This window comes from Micavibrio aeruginosavorus EPB (genome assembly GCF_000348745.1).
Taxonomy (GTDB): Bacteria; Pseudomonadota; Alphaproteobacteria; order Micavibrionales; family Micavibrionaceae; genus Micavibrio; species Micavibrio aeruginosavorus_A.
Genome location: NC_020812.1, coordinates 956,834 through 973,458 on the forward strand (window position 1 = coordinate 956,834; position 16,625 = coordinate 973,458).

Annotated in this window: 14 protein-coding genes; 10 read left to right on the forward strand and 4 right to left on the reverse strand. The window is 55.1% G+C overall.

The window, feature by feature from the left end; all coding sequences use genetic code 11:
• The first annotated feature begins 96 nt into the window (after positions 1 to 96).
• Positions 97 to 1,902, forward strand: a complete 1,806-nt coding sequence (locus tag A11S_RS04390) for a GGDEF and EAL domain-containing protein (RefSeq protein ID WP_015467292.1) — start codon at positions 97 to 99, stop codon at positions 1,900 to 1,902.
• A 55-nt stretch (positions 1,903 to 1,957) separates the two neighbouring features.
• Here A11S_RS04390 and phaR read toward each other — a convergent pair whose 3' ends face one another.
• The gene (gene phaR, locus A11S_RS04395; RefSeq protein WP_014102514.1) at positions 1,958 to 2,512 is read right to left on the reverse strand and encodes a polyhydroxyalkanoate synthesis repressor PhaR; all 555 of its coding nucleotides are present in this window, start codon (positions 2,510 to 2,512) and stop codon (positions 1,958 to 1,960) included.
• 114 nt (positions 2,513 to 2,626) lie between these two features.
• Between phaR and A11S_RS04400 the strand changes: the two genes are divergently transcribed.
• The 5 genes from A11S_RS04400 (at position 2,627) to A11S_RS04420 (ending at position 10,102) form a co-directional block, all read left to right on the forward strand.
• Positions 2,627 to 3,772, forward strand: a complete 1,146-nt coding sequence (locus A11S_RS04400) for an alpha/beta fold hydrolase (RefSeq protein WP_235068233.1) — start codon at positions 2,627 to 2,629, stop codon at positions 3,770 to 3,772.
• 109 nt (positions 3,773 to 3,881) lie between these two features.
• Positions 3,882 to 5,093, forward strand: coding sequence for an acetyl-CoA C-acetyltransferase (locus A11S_RS04405; RefSeq protein ID WP_015467294.1), 1,212 nt, complete (start codon positions 3,882 to 3,884; stop codon positions 5,091 to 5,093).
• A 15-nt stretch (positions 5,094 to 5,108) separates the two neighbouring features.
• Positions 5,109 to 5,834, forward strand: coding sequence for an acetoacetyl-CoA reductase (gene phbB / locus A11S_RS04410; RefSeq protein ID WP_015467295.1), 726 nt, complete (start codon positions 5,109 to 5,111; stop codon positions 5,832 to 5,834).
• Between the two features lie 22 nt (positions 5,835 to 5,856).
• Positions 5,857 to 6,399, forward strand: a complete 543-nt coding sequence (locus A11S_RS04415) for a Crp/Fnr family transcriptional regulator (RefSeq protein ID WP_015467296.1) — start codon at positions 5,857 to 5,859, stop codon at positions 6,397 to 6,399.
• A gap of 121 nt (positions 6,400 to 6,520) precedes the next feature.
• Positions 6,521 to 10,102, forward strand: coding sequence for an AsmA family protein (locus tag A11S_RS04420; protein ID WP_015467297.1), 3,582 nt, complete (start codon positions 6,521 to 6,523; stop codon positions 10,100 to 10,102).
• 4 nt (positions 10,103 to 10,106) lie between these two features.
• Here the strand turns inward: A11S_RS04420 and A11S_RS04425 are convergent, their stop codons facing one another.
• The 3 genes from A11S_RS04425 to A11S_RS04435 form a co-directional block, all read right to left on the reverse strand.
• Entirely contained in the window at positions 10,107 to 10,316 is a 210-nt protein-coding gene (locus A11S_RS04425) for a ribbon-helix-helix domain-containing protein (protein ID WP_015467298.1), read from the reverse strand.
• A 1-nt stretch (position 10,317) separates the two neighbouring features.
• Positions 10,318 to 11,754 (reverse strand): class II fumarate hydratase, encoded by a 1,437-nt coding sequence (gene fumC, locus A11S_RS04430; protein ID WP_015467299.1) that lies wholly within the window; start codon positions 11,752 to 11,754, stop codon positions 10,318 to 10,320.
• Positions 11,755 to 11,867: 113 nt separating this feature from the next.
• Positions 11,868 to 12,068, reverse strand: a complete 201-nt coding sequence (locus A11S_RS04435; RefSeq protein ID WP_015467300.1) for a YdcH family protein — start codon at positions 12,066 to 12,068, stop codon at positions 11,868 to 11,870.
• 181 nt (positions 12,069 to 12,249) lie between these two features.
• Between A11S_RS04435 and A11S_RS04440 the strand changes: the two genes are divergently transcribed.
• From A11S_RS04440 to A11S_RS04455, 4 genes are all read left to right on the forward strand, one after another.
• Complete coding sequence (locus tag A11S_RS04440) at positions 12,250 to 13,329, forward strand: ATP-dependent 6-phosphofructokinase (RefSeq protein WP_015467301.1); 1,080 nt, start codon at positions 12,250 to 12,252, stop codon at positions 13,327 to 13,329.
• Between the two features lie 6 nt (positions 13,330 to 13,335).
• Positions 13,336 to 13,866 carry a PH domain-containing protein gene (locus A11S_RS04445; protein WP_015467302.1) on the forward strand — a complete coding sequence of 177 codons (531 nt, stop codon included), beginning with the start codon at positions 13,336 to 13,338 and terminating at the stop codon, positions 13,864 to 13,866.
• A gap of 197 nt (positions 13,867 to 14,063) precedes the next feature.
• Complete coding sequence (locus tag A11S_RS04450; protein WP_015467303.1) at positions 14,064 to 15,833, forward strand: L,D-transpeptidase family protein; 1,770 nt, start codon at positions 14,064 to 14,066, stop codon at positions 15,831 to 15,833.
• Between the two features lie 148 nt (positions 15,834 to 15,981).
• Positions 15,982 to 16,569 carry a YcbK family protein gene (locus A11S_RS04455; RefSeq protein WP_015467304.1) on the forward strand — a complete coding sequence of 196 codons (588 nt, stop codon included), beginning with the start codon at positions 15,982 to 15,984 and terminating at the stop codon, positions 16,567 to 16,569.
• The last annotated feature ends 56 nt before the right edge of the window (positions 16,570 to 16,625 follow it).

The window sequence follows — 16,625 nt, forward strand, 5'->3', positions numbered from 1 at the left end:
TGACGCCTAAGCTTAAATTATGGGGCGTACTGGGTTTGTACGGCATGGGTTATCTTGTCCTCCACCGGGGGGCCGCAGGCAGCGGGGCGTAACATCTTGGCGGATTTCTGGCGCATTCATCTCCAGAAGACTTTATCGGATCAGGGCCTCGCGGCCTATGTCTGGGATATCGACACTGACCATATTGAATGGCAGGGCGATATTCATGCGCTATTGGGTTTTGATGACCCGGCCCAGCCGGTATCCAGCGCCGATTTTGCCCGTGTGATCAACCCGCAGGATATTCCCGCACGGCTCGCCGCCTTCCACGATGTTCTGGCGCTACAGGTCGATCCGACAACACCCCCGGCCATGAAGGCCAATTTCCGCATTCGCCGCGGCAATGGATTACAGGTTGATGTCTATGAACACGCCACGCTGCAACTGGACCCTGACAACGGGCACCGCATGTTGTGCGGAACGGTGCGCATTGCCGATGAAAAACAATTTTCGAATGCTGTGAAACCAGCGACCAATCTGGTCAGCAGTTCGTTCTCTATGGTGTCGTATGACACCAGCATGACGCATTACGGGCGTTTGTTGATCTGTCAGAAGATTGTCGAATGGACGGATGCGCAAAATTCATCCCGTTTGAATAACGTTGGTTATTTATTGGTGATCGGTATTGACCGGCTGTCGATGTTGAACGAAGCCTTTGGCGCGCAATATACGGACGAGGTTATTGACCGGGTCGGTAAACGTCTGCGCGATCTGGTTGGCGGATCGGCAACTGTGGCGCGGATCGACGGTGATGTATTCGGCGTGTTTTTCGCCCACGCGCCGCATGCGGAAATGGCGGCGGTTGCGCACCATATGCTGCATAACTTCTACGAAGTTCCGATCCAGACACAGCGCGGCCCGGTGGGGATCAGTATTTCCATTGGTGGCGTTCATATCAATCGTCAGTGCAAAGACCCTGCGGATATGCTGACGCGGGCCGAAATGGCCATGCAAACGGCCAAGGAACGCGGGCGCGGACGTTTTGTGTCCTACGGCGAGGCCGCGACCGAGGCGCAAAACACGCGGCTGTTGCTTTCATCCGGTGATGCCTTCCTGCGCGCGTTGAAGGATAATCGTGTAAAGCTGGCGTTCCAGCCCGTGGTGAATAGCCGGTCCAGCGTTGTGTCGTTCCACGAATGCCTGATCCGTTTTGTGGATGAGGGGGGCAAGCTTCATTCCGCCGGAAATTTCATGCCCGCCATTGAACGCCTGGGGCTCAGCCGCCTGGTGGATCGTTATGCCATGCACTTGGCGATCCAGGAATTGGCGGCCTTTTCCGATTTAACGTTGTCGGTCAACGTATCGAACCTGACCCTGACCGATCCGGATTGGTTGCGCGGTCTGGTGTCCGCCTTGCGTGAACGGCCTGATGTGGCGGGACGCCTGATCGTGGAAATCACGGAATCTGTGGCCATGTACGACATTGAAAAAACAATGCGTATTGTTCGCACATTACGCGACATGGGCTGCCGTGTGGCGCTGGATGATTTTGGGGCCGGTTATACGGCGTTCGCGCAATTGAAGCGGCTGGATGTCGATATGGTGAAAATCGATAAATCCTTCATTCGCAAAATTGATGAAACCGAAAACCGTTTGTTCGTCAAAACGTTGAATACGCTGGCGCAGGGGGTGAATGTTCAAACGGTGGGCGAGGGGGCGGAAACAATGTCCGAAGCCAAATTACTGGCCGGGGATGGCGTTGATCACATTCAGGGTTACGTTTTTGGTTTCCCGTCGGTCGAGCGGGTTTGGTTGCCGCGTGAACATTCGTTGCGTAAAATTTTGCAACATCATGACGAACCCCGCCCCAATAATGACATGACGGCGGAACAGATCATGGAATTGATGAAAAATCAGCCCTAAATACAGCGGAATAAAAAACCCGGCCACTGGCCGGGTTTTTGTTTATCGGATCATCCTATTTGGACAGGCGATCAATTTCTTTTTGCAATTCCGCAATGGTTTCTTTCAGGTCTTGCACCTTGTCGGCATCGCTGCCGGTGGATTTCCCGCCCGTCAACGGGTTCGGGAAGGCTGATGCCCACGGGTTCATCTTCATTGCGTTTTCAAACACCGACATGTTCTGGCGGCTCAATTCTTCGAACGCGGAAACGGAAAACATCTCGCGGAATTTTTCCTGATTTTTGGAGAAGCTGTCCAGCGCGTGTTCCAGATAGTTGGGCACGATGGATTGGATGCTGTCGCCGTAATAACCGATCAATTGGCGCAGGAACGAAATCGGCAACAAATTCTGGCCGCCTTTGCCTTCCTGATCGACGATGATCTGGGTCAATACGGAACGGGTCAGGTCTTCGCCGGTTTTCGCGTCATAAACTACGAAATCGCGCTCTTCCTTTACCATTGTGCAAAGGTCATCCAGCGTGACATATGAACTGCGCCCTGTGTCGTACAAACGACGGTTCGCGTATTTCTTGATCACGGTGGGCTTGTCGGAACGGGTCTTGGTCGCCATAGTGTTTTACATCCTCTCCTGTTTGGTCATGCCATAAGGAAATTATGGTTATGACCCCGGAAAACTGATTGCTATTATGCACAAAATTCATAGCCCGAAAAGCTTTTTGCCCCAATGGTAACGACACCCATGAATGCAACGCAGCAAAATTCACCGGACGGTTTTGAACGCCGCCCGGCGGCGCTCAGTATTTATCTGGGTGCGGCGGCGCTGATGTTGGGGCCGGACGCGGATGATGCGGCGCGGCAAAAACATGGGAAGGCGATGGCGTCCATGTTGTCCGGAATACGGAAATATCAGGATCATGGCTATCGCCGTCCATCGCCCGCCATCGAATCGCGGTGGCAGGCGGGTACGGTGCGGTTGTTGTTTTACCCATCCGCAACACCAAACGCGCAACCGCTTCTGATCATCCCATCCATGATCAACGGATCGGAAATTCTCGACATTCTTCCTGACCGGTCGTTCACACGCTGGATGGCGGCGCAGGGGTTTGATGTCTATCTGCTCGACTGGGGCCGGATGGTGGATGACCCGGCGCTTCACACGATGGGCGGTGTGATTGATGATCGCGTGATGGTGGCGGTGAATTACCTGCACGATACATACGGTCATGCGCCGCATGCGATCGGGTATTGCATGGGGGGAACATTGCTGGCGGTTGCGGCGGCGTTATACCCCGATAAGTTCAATAAAATGGCGTTTCTATCGGCCCCGTGGGATTTCCATGCGGGAAATCCGCGCATGACGGCGCAGGTGGTGGCCGGTGCGGCCAGCGCGTTGCAGATGATTGACGCGGGGCCAACATTGCCGATGGATTGGGTGCAGAAAGTGTTTGCCGCCGTCAACCCGCAACGGGCGCTGACAAAATTTGCGTCGTTTCTTGAAATGGCGGCGGATACGCCGCAGGAACAAATGTTCATCGCGGTGGAAGACTGGCTCAATGGTGGGCACGATCTGCCATCCGGTGTCGCGCGCGTCTGCATCATGGACTGGTACGGTCACAACCGCCCGGTCAACGGTGCATGGCAGGTGGGGGACCGCACGGTCGGGCTGGACCATCTGGATGCGGGCAAGATGATGGTGGTTGCCGCCATGCGCGATTTGCTGGTTCCACCGGAATCGGCGTTGTCGTTATGCAAAGACCATCCGGATGCGGCCATTTTGCGCCCCGATTGCGGGCATATCAGCCTGATGGCGGGGCGGAATGCTATGGAAACTGTCTGGGCGCCGTTGGCGGACTGGCTGAAAACCGGGTAAAGCCCGCATAAAATCGGCCCATACCCTTGCATATTCCCGGTTAAACGCAATAATGACGGGCATCTTTCAAATGAACCCGCTTTTTGCATGCCTGCAAGGGGAGTGACCTATGACCACCAATGATCCTATCGTTATCGTCGCCGCCAAACGCACACCGATTGGCAACTTCAATGGCGGACTCAGCACACTGCCTGCCCATGATCTGGGCGCGGTTGCCATTCGCGCAGTCATGGACGAAGCCAAAGTTGGCGGGGCCGATATCGACGAAGTAATTATGGGCCAGGTCCTCACCGCTGCCGCCGGACAAAACCCGGCCCGCCAGGCCGCGATGGCCGCGGGCATTCCGCATGAAAAAACTGCACTGACCGTTAATCAGGTTTGTGGCTCGGGCTTGCGCACGGTAGCGCTCGGGATGCAATCCATCCTGAACGGTGACGCCACTGTCATCGTCGCGGGCGGGCAGGAGAATATGAGCCTGTCGCCACATGCCATGCATATGCGTAACGGCACGAAAATGGGCAATGCCACGATGGTCGATACGATGATCGTTGATGGTCTGTGGGATGCGTTTAACGGCTACCACATGGGCATGACCGCCGAAAACATTGCCGAAAAATGGCAGATCACCCGTGCGGATCAGGATAATTTTGCAGCCGCCTCCCAACAAAAAACCGAAGCCGCACAAAAGGCCGGTAAATTCACCGCCGAAATCACCCCGGTGAAAATCAAGGTGAAGAAGGATGAAGTGACCATTGATAAAGACGAATTCCCGCGCGCGGGCGTGACGGCGGAATCGCTGTCCGGCCTGCGCCCGGCGTTCAAACCCGACGGCACAGTAACAGCGGCCAGCGCATCCGGCATCAATGACGGTGCTGCCGCTGTTGTTCTGATGCGTGCCAGCGAGGCGAAGAAACGCGGTCTGCCGGTCTATGCGACCATTCGGTCCTGGGCCACGGCGGGCGTTGATCCGGCGGTGATGGGCTCCGGTCCGATCCCGGCATCGCGCAAGGCGCTGGAAAAAGCGGGTTGGTCCGTATCCGATCTGGATCTGGTCGAAGCGAACGAAGCTTTCGCCGCGCAATCTCTGTGCGTGCTGAAAGATCTGGCGCTGGACCCGGCGAAGGTGAACGTGAATGGCGGGGCGATTGCCATCGGCCATCCGATTGGTGCGTCGGGTACGCGCGTTCTGGTCACGCTGTTGCACGAAATGGCACGCCGTGATGCGAAACGCGGTCTGGTGACATTGTGCATCGGCGGCGGCATGGGTATTGCCATGTGCGTTGAGCGCGATGCATCCGAAAATTTGAAAAAAGTTGCTTAAGGGATTTTGTGAACAATGACGAATAAAGTAGCGATTGTTACAGGCGGCACACGCGGGATCGGACGCTCGATTTCCGAAGCGCTGGTCAAGGCCGGGTACAAGGTAGCCGCATTTTATCACGGCAACGAAGAAGCCGCGAAACAATGTGAAACCGAACTGGGCTTAAAGGCGTACAAGGTTGACGTGACGGATTACGATGCGTGCGCGGCGGCCTGTGCGGCGGTGGAGGCTGATCTGGGCCCGGTGGCCATTCTGGTCAACAATGCGGGCATCACGCGGGATGCGGTCTTGCATAAAATGACGGCGCAGCAATGGCATGAAGTAGTCAACACCAACATGACATCATTGTTCAATACATGCCGTGCGATTGTGCCGGGTATGCGCGATCGCGGGTTTGGCCGTATCGTGAATATCAGTTCAATCAACGGGCAGAAGGGCCAGTTTGGTCAAACCAACTATTCCGCCGCCAAGGCCGGAATGATCGGGTTTACCAAGGCGCTTGCGCTTGAAAACGCGGCGAAGGGCATTACTGTTAATGCCATCGCACCGGGGTACATCGAAACCGACATGACCGCATCCATGCGTCAGGACGTGCTGGATTCCATCGTCCGGCAAATTCCCGCGGGCCGGATGGGGCGGTGTGATGAAATTGCCGGGCTGGTGGCTTATCTGGCGTCGGATTCTGCCGGATTCATCAACGGTGCCACAATCGCCGCCAATGGCGGGCAATATATGTCCTAAGCGGACGCAAGGGTTACAGAGTATGGCGATTATCAATCCCGAAAATCAGGTGCTGGAACGCCGCGCGGTCCCAAAGGGATCGTTCATTATCCGTGAAGGGGACAGCGGCAACTGCGCGTTCCTTGTTCAATCGGGCAAGGTGCGCGTCTATGTCGAACATGACGACAAGGATGTCGAGCTGGCCAAACTGGGCCCCGGGCAGATTTTTGGTGAGATGGCGCTGGTCTTCGATGAAAAGCGCAGTGCGACGGTGCAGGCGATTGAGGATTCCGTTCTGGTCGTCATTACGCGCCAGACGTTGGATGATAAATTGCGCAAAAGCGATCCAACCGTGCGGGCCATCGTGCCGATGCTGATGAAGCGGATTATTCAAACGAACAGCGCGCTGATCAACCGCCATGGTGATATTAAAATTCTGGTGGAAACGGTCCAGAATATTTATGAAACCATCATGGTGACCCTGCCGCGTGTGCAGCAGCAAAGCTTTCAAAACGCGGTACAGCCAAAGCTGAATCAATTCCTGGCTGCCGTTCAATCGTTCCAGGAAAAATATTCCGACGATTAAAATGGTGGTTTTATGCGGGGTTCTGGGGTCATGCCTTGAACTTGCCACCTTTGCATCCCATTCTTAGGAGTAGGGGCGCACCAACCGTCTAAAAAATACATAAAATACCGGAGAAGTTGACGTGAAGAAAATCGGTCTTGTTGCTGGTGGCATTGTTGTTGTTTTGCTGGGGGGCGCTGTCATTACGCCCAGCTTTGTTGATTGGGAAAAATATAAACCCCTGATCCAGTCCAAAGTTGAAGATGCAACGGGATACGAAGTGACCTTTGGTGGCAAGCTGGATTTGGCGGTTCTGCCGTTCCCGCATCTGGTCATTGAAAATCTGGGTGTGTCGGTGCCGGCCACAGCGGGCCGTGATGCGGTTGAACTGCTGAGCCTGAAACAGGCCGAGGTCAGCGTGGCGTTGTTGCCGCTTCTGTCCAAACGGGTGGAGGTCAACACGGTTAATCTGGTTGAGCCCGTTATTCGTCTGGAAGTGGCGAAGGATGGAACGCAAACATGGATGACCGAAAAACTGTCCGCCGGTAAAAAAGACGACGGCGCGGGCCAGCCATCGGGCGCGACGAAGGAACAGGCCATCACCCTTGATAATTTGAAAATTGAAAAAGGCACGTTCATCTATGCCGATCGCCGCACGGCGAAGGAAACAAAGCTGGATGGCATTGATGCGGTGATTAAGGCCGACAGCCTGTCGGGGCCGTTCAAGGTCAAGGGCGATTTTGATTGGAACAAACAGACCATCGAAATTGATGCGCAAACGGGCCGCATGGAAAAGGGCGCAAAAACACTGGCCCTGCAAACAATCGTTGGTTTGCCCGCCTCTAAAAGCGAAGTGAATTTTAGCGGTGTGGTCGCCCTGGGTGGCGCACCGGAAGTGCAGGGTGAAACCAATATTAAAACGCCAGATTTATCTGCGATGATCGCGGCTTTCACGGGTAAGCCCAATCCGGCCTTGGCCAAGGCTGTGGACGTTCGTGGCATGTTGACCGCATCGGCGGACGAGGCAGACATGAAAACGGCCACCTTTGCTTTTGGCGATATCAAGGCCAGCGGTTCGATTGCTGTGGCCAATCTGGGCGGTAAAAACAATGCGCCGATGGATGTGCAGGTGGTTCTGGCCAGCGATACGCCGGTTAATCTGGACTCCTTTATGAAATCCTCTGGCGGCTCTGGCGCGAAAGCGGCGGCGAAGGGTGATGCCGCAACGAAGAAACCGTTTATCCCTGAAACCCTGGCGCTGCCGATGGCGATTGATGCGCGGGTTGATGCAACGCTGAGCGCGTTATCGGCCAAGGGCGCAACATTCAACAATGTAAAATTCGTGGTTGAGAAAAAGGCCGGCCAAATTCGCTTGATCGAACAATCGGGCGAAATGCCCGGCGGTGGATCACTGAAATCCTCCGCGACGTTGGCGTATGCATCGTCTACGGCGGCGAAAACTGGTGGTGTGGTTTATTCCAATCCGACATTGAATTTTGAAACGGCGGCGACGGCGCAAAAACCTGTGACCATTTTGTCGGCTTTTGTGCCCGATGCGACCATTAAATCCATGGGGACCTTGTTGAAGGACAGCATGGCCGTCACCGCAAAGGGAACGGTAACCCCGACCAAGGCGGAAGTCAGCAGCGGTTCACTGGATTTGGGAAAAACCAAGGTTGATCTCGCGGGGTCTTACGCGCTGGATAAATCGGGCAAGGATGATGCGGCCATTACATTGCGTGGGTCGGGCATCAATATCGACAATTTCATTGCTCGCGATGTGAAGGCGGAAAATAACGCCGTTGCACCGGCTCCGGCCACAGGTGCGGCCAAGCCGATGGAAGCGGTGATCCGTGAAACGGTTTCGAAATTGAATTTGCCGGTTGATCTGAGCGTGGATGCCGTTCTGGATAACGTCACCATGCGCGGTGTGACCTATAACGCCATTCGTGTGAACGGATCACTGAAGGATAATGCGCTGGATGTTAAATCCGCCGCACTGGAAGACAGCGATGGCAATGCGATGAGCATGAAGGGCACCGTGCGTGACCTGAAAAACCTCGCGGGTCTGGATATTGTTCTGGGCGGAAAAACCCGCGATACGGAAGCAATGCTGAAATCTTTCGGTGTGAAAACTGACAAGCTGCCGAAGGATTTTGGGCCGTTGGATTTGAGCGTGGCCCTCGCGGGTGAAAAACCGGAGAGCCTGAACTTCACGGCGAATGCCAAGGCGATGGATGGGGAATTGCAGGCCTCGGGTAACGTGGTCAATGCATTGACCAAGCCGGATGTCGATAAAATCGCCGCCCGCGTGATGCACCCGAATTTTGAAAAGCTGATTCAACGATTCTCCCCGACCTATCGGGCCGGGGTGGGGATCAAGAAAGAGCTGGATGCCTACGCCAACGTCAATCTGGCCGATGGGGCCTATGATGTGACGGGCATTAAAATCAATCTGGGGTCTATGGCTCTGGCGGGTGACGTGCGCGCCGATATGAAAGCGGCGAAGCCGAGCATTACCGGTAAAATTCAGGCGGGCACCGTGCCGCTGGACCAATTGGTGGGCAAGGATCCGGCATCCAGCGGTTCAAAATCTGCGGGTGGTGGTTCGTCCAAATCCGGCGATTTGCGCTGGTCCCGCAATGCCATCAATACGGCGTGGATGCAGGCCTATAATATGGATCTGGCCGTGACCGCAAAAACCATCACCTATGGCAACTGGGTTTTGGACAATGCCGATTTGGGCGTGACGTTGAAGGACGGCACACTGAACATCGCAAAAATGAACGCAGGCGTTCAGGGCGGCACAATGGCGCTGTCCGGTACGGTAAAATCATCGGCCCAGGAACGCCAGCCGATTGCGATGGATGTAAAGGCCGATTTCGTCAACGTTGCATTGGAGCAACTGGCCAGCGGGTTTAGCGGATCAAAACCGATCAAGGCCAAGGGGAAAGCATCGCTGAACGTGGCTGTGAAGGCCTCTGGTCTGTCGCCCGCAGCGCTGATCTCTGACCTGAACGGGCAGGGGAAACTGAGCGGTGAAAATGTCGTGATCGAAGGATTTGATCTGGCGGCATTGTCACGCTCGCTGGTATCGACCACGAAAGTGTTCGACAATATTTCCGGCCTTGTCGGCGGCGCCTTGAAAGGCGGGCAGACATCGTTCGACACGATTGATGGCCCGTTCACCATTGCCGAAGGGATCGTGCGTTACGATAATTTCGTGATGAAAGGTCCGGCGGCTACGATCACGAACAAGGGACAAGTGAACCTGCCCTTGTGGACGATTGATATGACCAGCACAATTGATCTGGTCGAGCCGGAAGACGCGCCGAATTTACCGGTCCGTTTCCAAGGGCCGTTGGATAAGCCGGGTAACGCGTTTGCCAACAGCGCACTGGAATCTTATGTCGGTGCCCGCATTAACCAGAAGCTTCAGAAAGAGCTTGGTGAAAAGCTTGGCGATAAATTGGGCGGTAGCGATGCGCTGAGCGGTGTTATTGGCGGATTGCTGGGCGGCTCTGCACCGAAGGCAACGGCACCAACACAACAACCGACCCCGGTGGCCGAACCGGAAGTGGCTCCGTCCGCGGGTGAAACAGAAGCTGCGCCGACGCAACCCACAGCCGAGCCGCAACCTGTGCAGCAGGAACAGAAACCCGCAATGACCCCGGAAGAAGAATTGATCCGTGGCGTTCTGGGTGGTGTGCTGGGAGGGCGTTGAACGCTTACTGCGCGTTACCCTGAATTGTTTTCAGGACAAAAACACGAAGGGCGCTGGAGAGGTTATGCTCTCCGCGCCCTTCATCTATTTCGGTGACGAGATCATTGATCGTTTGTCCGCGTACTTCGGCGATGGATTGCAGGGCTGTCCAAAATTCATCTTCCAGCGTGATGCTGGTTTGGTGTCCTGCAATCTTTACCGAATGTTTGCGCATACTAGTCCCGCGGATGAACCATATCTTCCGGCTTGATCCACTGGCGGAACTGATCCTCGGTCAACAGGCCGAGGTCAATACCGGCCTGCATCAACGTGGTGCCTTCCTTGTGGGCCTTTTTCGCGATCTTGGCGGCATTGTCGTACCCGATATGCGGGTTCAGCGCGGTGACCAGCATCAGGCTTTCATGCAGCAGCTTGCTGATCCGGTCCGTGTTGGCCTCGATCCCGACCACGCAATTGTCGGTGAAGCTGTTGCACGCATCGGCGATCAGGCGGATGGATTGCAGGACGTTGTAAATAATAACCGGCTTGAACACGTTCAGTTCGAAATGCCCGTTGCTGCCCGCGACCGTCACGGTGACATGGTTGCCCATCACTTGTGCGCACACCATGGTCATGGCTTCGGACTGGGTCGGGTTGACCTTGCCCGGCATGATCGACGAACCCGGTTCGTTTTCCGGCAGGGAGATTTCACCAATGCCGCACCGCGGGCCGGAGCCCAGCAAGCGCACATCGTTGGCAATTTTCATCAACGACACGGCCAGCACGTTCAAAATGCCGGACAATTCAACCATGGCGTCGTGGGCGGCCAGGGCTTCGAATTTGTTTTCGGCGCTGACAAATTCCAGACCCGTAATGGTGGCCACGTGCCCGGCAAATTTATCGGCAAACCCAACTTTGCAGTTGATGCCCGTCCCAACGGCGGTGCCGCCCTGGGCCAGTTGCATCAAACGCGGCGCGGCCGTGTGAACGCGGGCGATGCCCAGTTCGATTTGCTTGGCGTAACCGGAAAATTCCTGGCCCAGCGTCATCGGGGTCGCATCCTGCAAATGGGTGCGGCCGATTTTGACGATGTTTTCAAATTCGCGGGCTTTGATATCCAGCGCGGAATGCAGTTTTTCCAACGCGGGCAGGAGTTCATGGTGAACCTCTTCCACGGCGGCAATGTGCATCACGGTCGGGAACGTGTCATTGGACGATTGGCCCATGTTCACGTGATCGTTCGGGTGAACGGGCTTTTTGCTGCCCATATCACCGCCCAGAATTTCAATCGCGCGGTTCGAAATTACTTCGTTTGCGTTCATGTTGGTTTGCGTGCCCGATCCCGTCTGCCATACGACCAGCGGGAAATTGTCGGCCAACGTGCCATCAATGACTTCTTCGGCGGCCTGAACAATGGCGGTGCCGATTTTGGTATCCAGAATGCCCAGCTCCATGTTGGCCAGCGCCGAGGCTTTCTTCTGCACGCCCAAGGCGCGAACCAGCGGTTTCGGCATGGTTTCGGTGCCGATCTTGAAGTTCTGCAGGGATCGCTGCGTCTGCGCGCCCCAATAATGATCGGATGGAACTTCGATTTCACCGAACGAGTCGGTTTCAATGCGGGGGGCGGCGTTACTCATGGCTGGTTTGCTCATCGGGCTGGCTTTTGCGTTCATGGTTGTTTCAACGAAAGTTACGAGTGAGTGAAAGTCGATGAACGGTTTAGCATCCCCGTCACCCCCTCACAAGCGGAAGGGGCGGGAAAAAGTGTTTTGATTTACGTAATTGATTAAGCGATGATGTCCGGCAGAAGCTGGCTTTCGATCTTCTGGATCGTGTCCTTCAGCGTCAGCTTGCGCTTCTTCAACCGTTGCAGTTGCAGAAAATCGACCGGTTGGCGTTCCAGCAGCCGTTCAATCACTTGGTCCAGATCACGGTGTTCGTGTTTCAGCTCGATAAGCTTTTCACGTAATGTCTCTTCGTCTTCCATGGGAATGCAAGCAACTCAACAAGCTGTTGTTTAAACAAGGCTATAATATTATCAGATAATCCATTGGGATGTAAGAAGGAATTGAACTTCCGCGCGCGCGGGCGTAATCTGCGCTGGATCAAGGGGCGAAGTTCCCGTATAACAATCTGAATATAAACGAGAAATTTAAGGCGAGGGTGTGATGGCGGCGAAACGCATCGGTATTCTGACCAGTGGTGGTGATTGCGCGGGGCTGAACGCGATTATTCGGGGCGCGGTTCATGCGGCCCATAAAAAGGGCTGGGAAACCGTTGGTATTCTGAACGGAACGGCGGGTTTGTTTAAAACGCCCCCGGCTGTGCGCACGCTGACCCCGCTCGAAATTGACGGGCAGATCATGCGTCAGGGCGGCACGATTCTGGGGACCACGAACAAGGGCAACCCGTTTGCCTTCCCCATGGCCGATGGGTCGTTGAAAGACCGTTCCAATGAAATTGTCGACGGGTTCAAGGCCCTGGGGCTGGATGCGATTATCGGTATCGGCGGCGATGGCAGCTTTGCGATTTTGAGCAAGCTGGCGAAGCAGGGTGGCATCAACATGGTGGGCATCCCGAAAACCATTGATAACGACATTGGCATGACCGAATTTTCCGTCGGGTTTGATACGGCGGTTGCGGTTGCGACTGAAGCGCTGGACCGTCTGCAACCCACCGCGGCCAGCCATGACCGTGTGATGATTTTGGAAGTCATGGGCCGCGACGCGGGCCATATCGCGCTGGCCGCTGGCATTGCGGGCGGGGCGGATGTCATCCTGATCCCGGAAATTCCATATAGCATCGAAAGCGTGGCGAAGAAGATCAAGGCCGTAAAGGATTCGGGGCGGAACTTTGCTCTGGTCGTTGTGTCCGAAGCAGTCAAAACGACCGATGGTGGCAAGGTTCAAACCGAATATACCGACGGCGAAAAACGCTATGGCGGCATTGGCCAGTATATCGGCGCGCAAATTGCCGAGGCGACCGGGTCCGAAACCCGTGTCACGGTGCTGGGCCACGTCCAGCGCGGCTGCCCGCCCACCTATAATGACCGTTTGCTGGGAACGGCCTTCGCCGTCAAGGCTGTCGATTTGATCGAAGAGGGTAAATTCGGGCGTATGGTGGCCTGGCAAAATCGTCAGGTTATTGATGTTGCGATCGAAGACGCCATCGCTGCTTATCAGCAGGTGGATATTGACAGCACTTTGGTGCATACTTGTCGTGCACTGGGGATTTCTTTGGGGGACTAATCCAACATGCTGTATGTCCAGCAATCACTGAACAAGGATGAAGAGCTCGTTTATGTCGGGCATTTCCACTGGATGTATAACGTCCAGGCGGTGATGGCGATTGTCTGGGGCGTTGTTGGATGCATTGCCGTGATCGTCGGTGGTGTTTACGTCTGGGACAATTACATGGGCGGTCTGGATGCGGATACGTATCTGGGCAAAATCCGTGAACTGCATCCGGCCATTCGCCTGGGCGCGTTTCTCGTGTTTGTTCTCAGCCTGCTGCGCTTTGCACAGATGATGGTGGTGAAGGCCACGACTGAAATTGCGGTCACAACATCCCGTTTGATTTTCAAACGCGGTCTGGTTGCCCGCTATGTCGGGGAGATGAGCATCGACCGGATTGAGGGCGTGAACGTCCTGCAAACCATTCTGGGCCGTATCTTCAACTATGGCCGCGTCATGGTCCGCGGTATGGGCGTGGGCGAGGTGATCCTGCCCCCGATTGCGGACCCGATCGCCTTCCGTAAAGCGATCGACCGGGCGAAGAGCATCTGATTCGCATTTTGCTGATCTAATTCTTAATAATTTAACGGCCAATCTCTCCGCCAGAGCGTGTGCGGGGGTATGCTGTTTCATCATAACCGTTTGAAACTTAATATTTTTGCTTTCCGCCCCTTATCCCATTGTATGGTAAAGCTCTGTTAACCAATTGGCGCGACAATATAAGGGTGTGCAAAGGAGTCCGACTTATTATGTCCGCGCGTTTCTCTCGCCGTTTTTTCAAATCACTGATGATTGCCGGGGCCAGTGTCGCCATCGGCATCGGTGCGGCGCAATATGCGCAGGCGGAAAGCGTTGTCGGGCCGACCAATCCGTCTTTGAAAATGGCGGCTTTGCCCTTTGCCAATATCGGTGAAAACCGAATTATTCGGACGGAAATTGCGACGAAGCTCTCTTCCGGTTCTGTTGATGGGCGGACCTTCCGCAATCCTGATGCGATGCAGGCCGCTTATGCCGGACGCAATGGTGAACCGTTGTGGATTGGGCGGAGCGGAGCGGCGGATCATATCGCCGATTTCATCACTGTGCTGGAAGAATCATGGACGCACGGTTTGAACCCGGAACAATATCACCTGACTCAAATCAAAACCCTCGCGGGGTCTGACAGCCCGCAGGACAGAGCGCATCTGGACCTGTTGATCAGTGATGCCGTGATGCGCTATGGCCAGGATGTGACCGGTATGCGCGTGGCCCCCGATCGCATTCGTCAGAAAGCCGAATATTGGCGCCAGCCAATGGCTGCGGGTGATGTGTTGATGCAGGTGTCTGCGTCCGATGATCCGGCCGATATGTTAGAGGATCTTGCGCCGCAGGGGTCGTTATATGATCGCTTGCGCGATGAATTGGTGACGCTCAGCCGTTCACCCGAACGCGCGGCCGAGGAGGCCGGGCCAGTGAATTTCGGTGGCGGATTGTTGCGCCCGGGTGAGTATCATAAGAATGTTCCAAAACTGCGCGCCCGCATGGGGCAGACCCATGATCCCATGTATGGCCCGGAAAATTTATATGATGATGAACTGGCCGCCGCGGTTATGAAGTTTCAGGCTCAGCATGGCTTGTCCGCTGATGGCGTTCTGGGGCCAAAAACGCTGGCTTTTATGAACCAGTCCGTACGCGACAAGATGGAACAGATTATCGTGAATCTGGAACGCTTGCGCTGGCTGGAGCAGGAAAAACCGCATCGTTATATTCTGGTCAATATTCCATCGGCAACCTTATGGGCGGTTGAAGGGAATTCCGTCGAAGCCCAGATGCCCGTGATCGTGGGTCGCAAAGATCGCCCGACAAAAAGCTTCACAACCGAAATCACGGGTATTCGGTTCAACCCGAAATGGAACGTGCCGACCACAATCAAGACCAAGGATTACCTCCCGCGGTTGAAAGAAGATCCGTATTATCTGCAGGATAAGGGGATTGAGGTTTACCGCGTGATTGAAGGGCGCCGTGAAACGGTTGATCCGGCGTCTGTCGATTGGGCCAATATGACCCGGTCCGATCTGGCGCGGCTGAACATGCAACAGGGGGCCGGCGATAATAACGCGCTGGGGCGCATCCGCGTGTTGATGCCGAACCAGTACGATATTTATCTGCACGATACCAATTCGCCGGGTCTGTTTGCCAACAATGACCGGACGCTCAGTTCCGGTTGTGTCCGTATGGCCGACCCGGAAAAGGTGGCCCGCTTTATCCTCGGCCCCAATCCGGGGTGGAGTGACGAGCGGATGCATGGGCTGATCGCGCGTGGATCGACATCCGAGGTCAAGGCGGAGGAGAAGCTTCCCGTCTATTTCCTGTACCAGACCGTCTGGTTGGATAACCGGGGGCAATTGGTCTATGGGCCGGACATTTATAGCGAGGACCAGCGTCTTCTGTCCGTCCTAAAGGATATGAAAGCCTATGCGATTCCGGATAGGGACGGGGTGAAATTCGCCGCCATTTCCCAGAATCCTATCGTTCAATAGAAAATAACCTTTGTTTTTCAGCGCACTAATCTGCGCCCTTGTTGCTGTGGACCCGAAGTCATAAAATTGGCTTCGGGTCTTTACATAGGGTCCCTCAGAGGCAATACTCCTGCCTCGCATCTCTGAAACAACAAAGGTTAAAAGAGAAATGCTTTTCGACAATGAAAATGGCGTGTCGCCATTGATCGGTCGGCGTGAAGTTCTGAAGTTCGGCATGATGGCTGCGGTCACTGGGGCTGGTGGATGTTTGATGTCCGCGCCCGCACTGGCGGCGCTGAAAATGCCCAAGGCTGACTCTTATCGCGTTACCATTCACAATGCCCATACGAACGAAAGCTTCAATGGGGTGTACCGGATCGGCAATCGTTACTTGCCGGATGCGTTTGAACGTCTGAACGTCGTTCTGCGCGATTTCCGTACCAACGAAGTATTCCCGATCGATCCGCGTGCGATTGATATCCTGTTCGTCCTGCAACAGAAAATTGGCAAGAACCAGCCGTTGGAAATTCTGTCGGGCTACCGCTCGCCGAAAACCAACTCCATGTTGCGTAAGGCCAGTGGCGGGGTGGCTAAAAACTCCCTCCATATGGTTGGACAGGCGATCGATATTCGGGCCCCGGGCTATTCCACACGCCGCCTGCGCGATCAGGCCATCAGCCTGAAGGCTGGCGGGGTTGGTTATTATTCCCGCAGTGACTTCGTCCATGTGGACACGGGCAAGGTTCGAAGCTGGTAATAAGTTTTAAAAAACGGCCAATCGGGCCGTTTTTTTATGGCCGCATCATATAAAGT

Coding starts and splice junctions, on each gene's coding strand:
- phaR (WP_014102514.1), bottom strand. CDS start 2,512: ATGGCGACCAAGACCCGTTCCGACAAGCCCACCGTGATCAAGAAATAC.
- A11S_RS04400 (WP_235068233.1), top strand. CDS start 2,627: ATGGTAACGACACCCATGAATGCAACGCAGCAAAATTCACCGGACGGT.
- A11S_RS04405 (WP_015467294.1), top strand. CDS start 3,882: ATGACCACCAATGATCCTATCGTTATCGTCGCCGCCAAACGCACACCG.
- phbB (WP_015467295.1), top strand. CDS start 5,109: ATGACGAATAAAGTAGCGATTGTTACAGGCGGCACACGCGGGATCGGA.
- A11S_RS04415 (WP_015467296.1), top strand. CDS start 5,857: ATGGCGATTATCAATCCCGAAAATCAGGTGCTGGAACGCCGCGCGGTC.
- A11S_RS04425 (WP_015467298.1), bottom strand. CDS start 10,316: ATGCGCAAACATTCGGTAAAGATTGCAGGACACCAAACCAGCATCACG.
- fumC (WP_015467299.1), bottom strand. CDS start 11,754: ATGAACGCAAAAGCCAGCCCGATGAGCAAACCAGCCATGAGTAACGCC.
- A11S_RS04435 (WP_015467300.1), bottom strand. CDS start 12,068: ATGGAAGACGAAGAGACATTACGTGAAAAGCTTATCGAGCTGAAACAC.
- A11S_RS04440 (WP_015467301.1), top strand. CDS start 12,250: ATGGCGGCGAAACGCATCGGTATTCTGACCAGTGGTGGTGATTGCGCG.
- A11S_RS04445 (WP_015467302.1), top strand. CDS start 13,336: ATGCTGTATGTCCAGCAATCACTGAACAAGGATGAAGAGCTCGTTTAT.
- A11S_RS04450 (WP_015467303.1), top strand. CDS start 14,064: ATGTCCGCGCGTTTCTCTCGCCGTTTTTTCAAATCACTGATGATTGCC.
- A11S_RS04455 (WP_015467304.1), top strand. CDS start 15,982: ATGCTTTTCGACAATGAAAATGGCGTGTCGCCATTGATCGGTCGGCGT.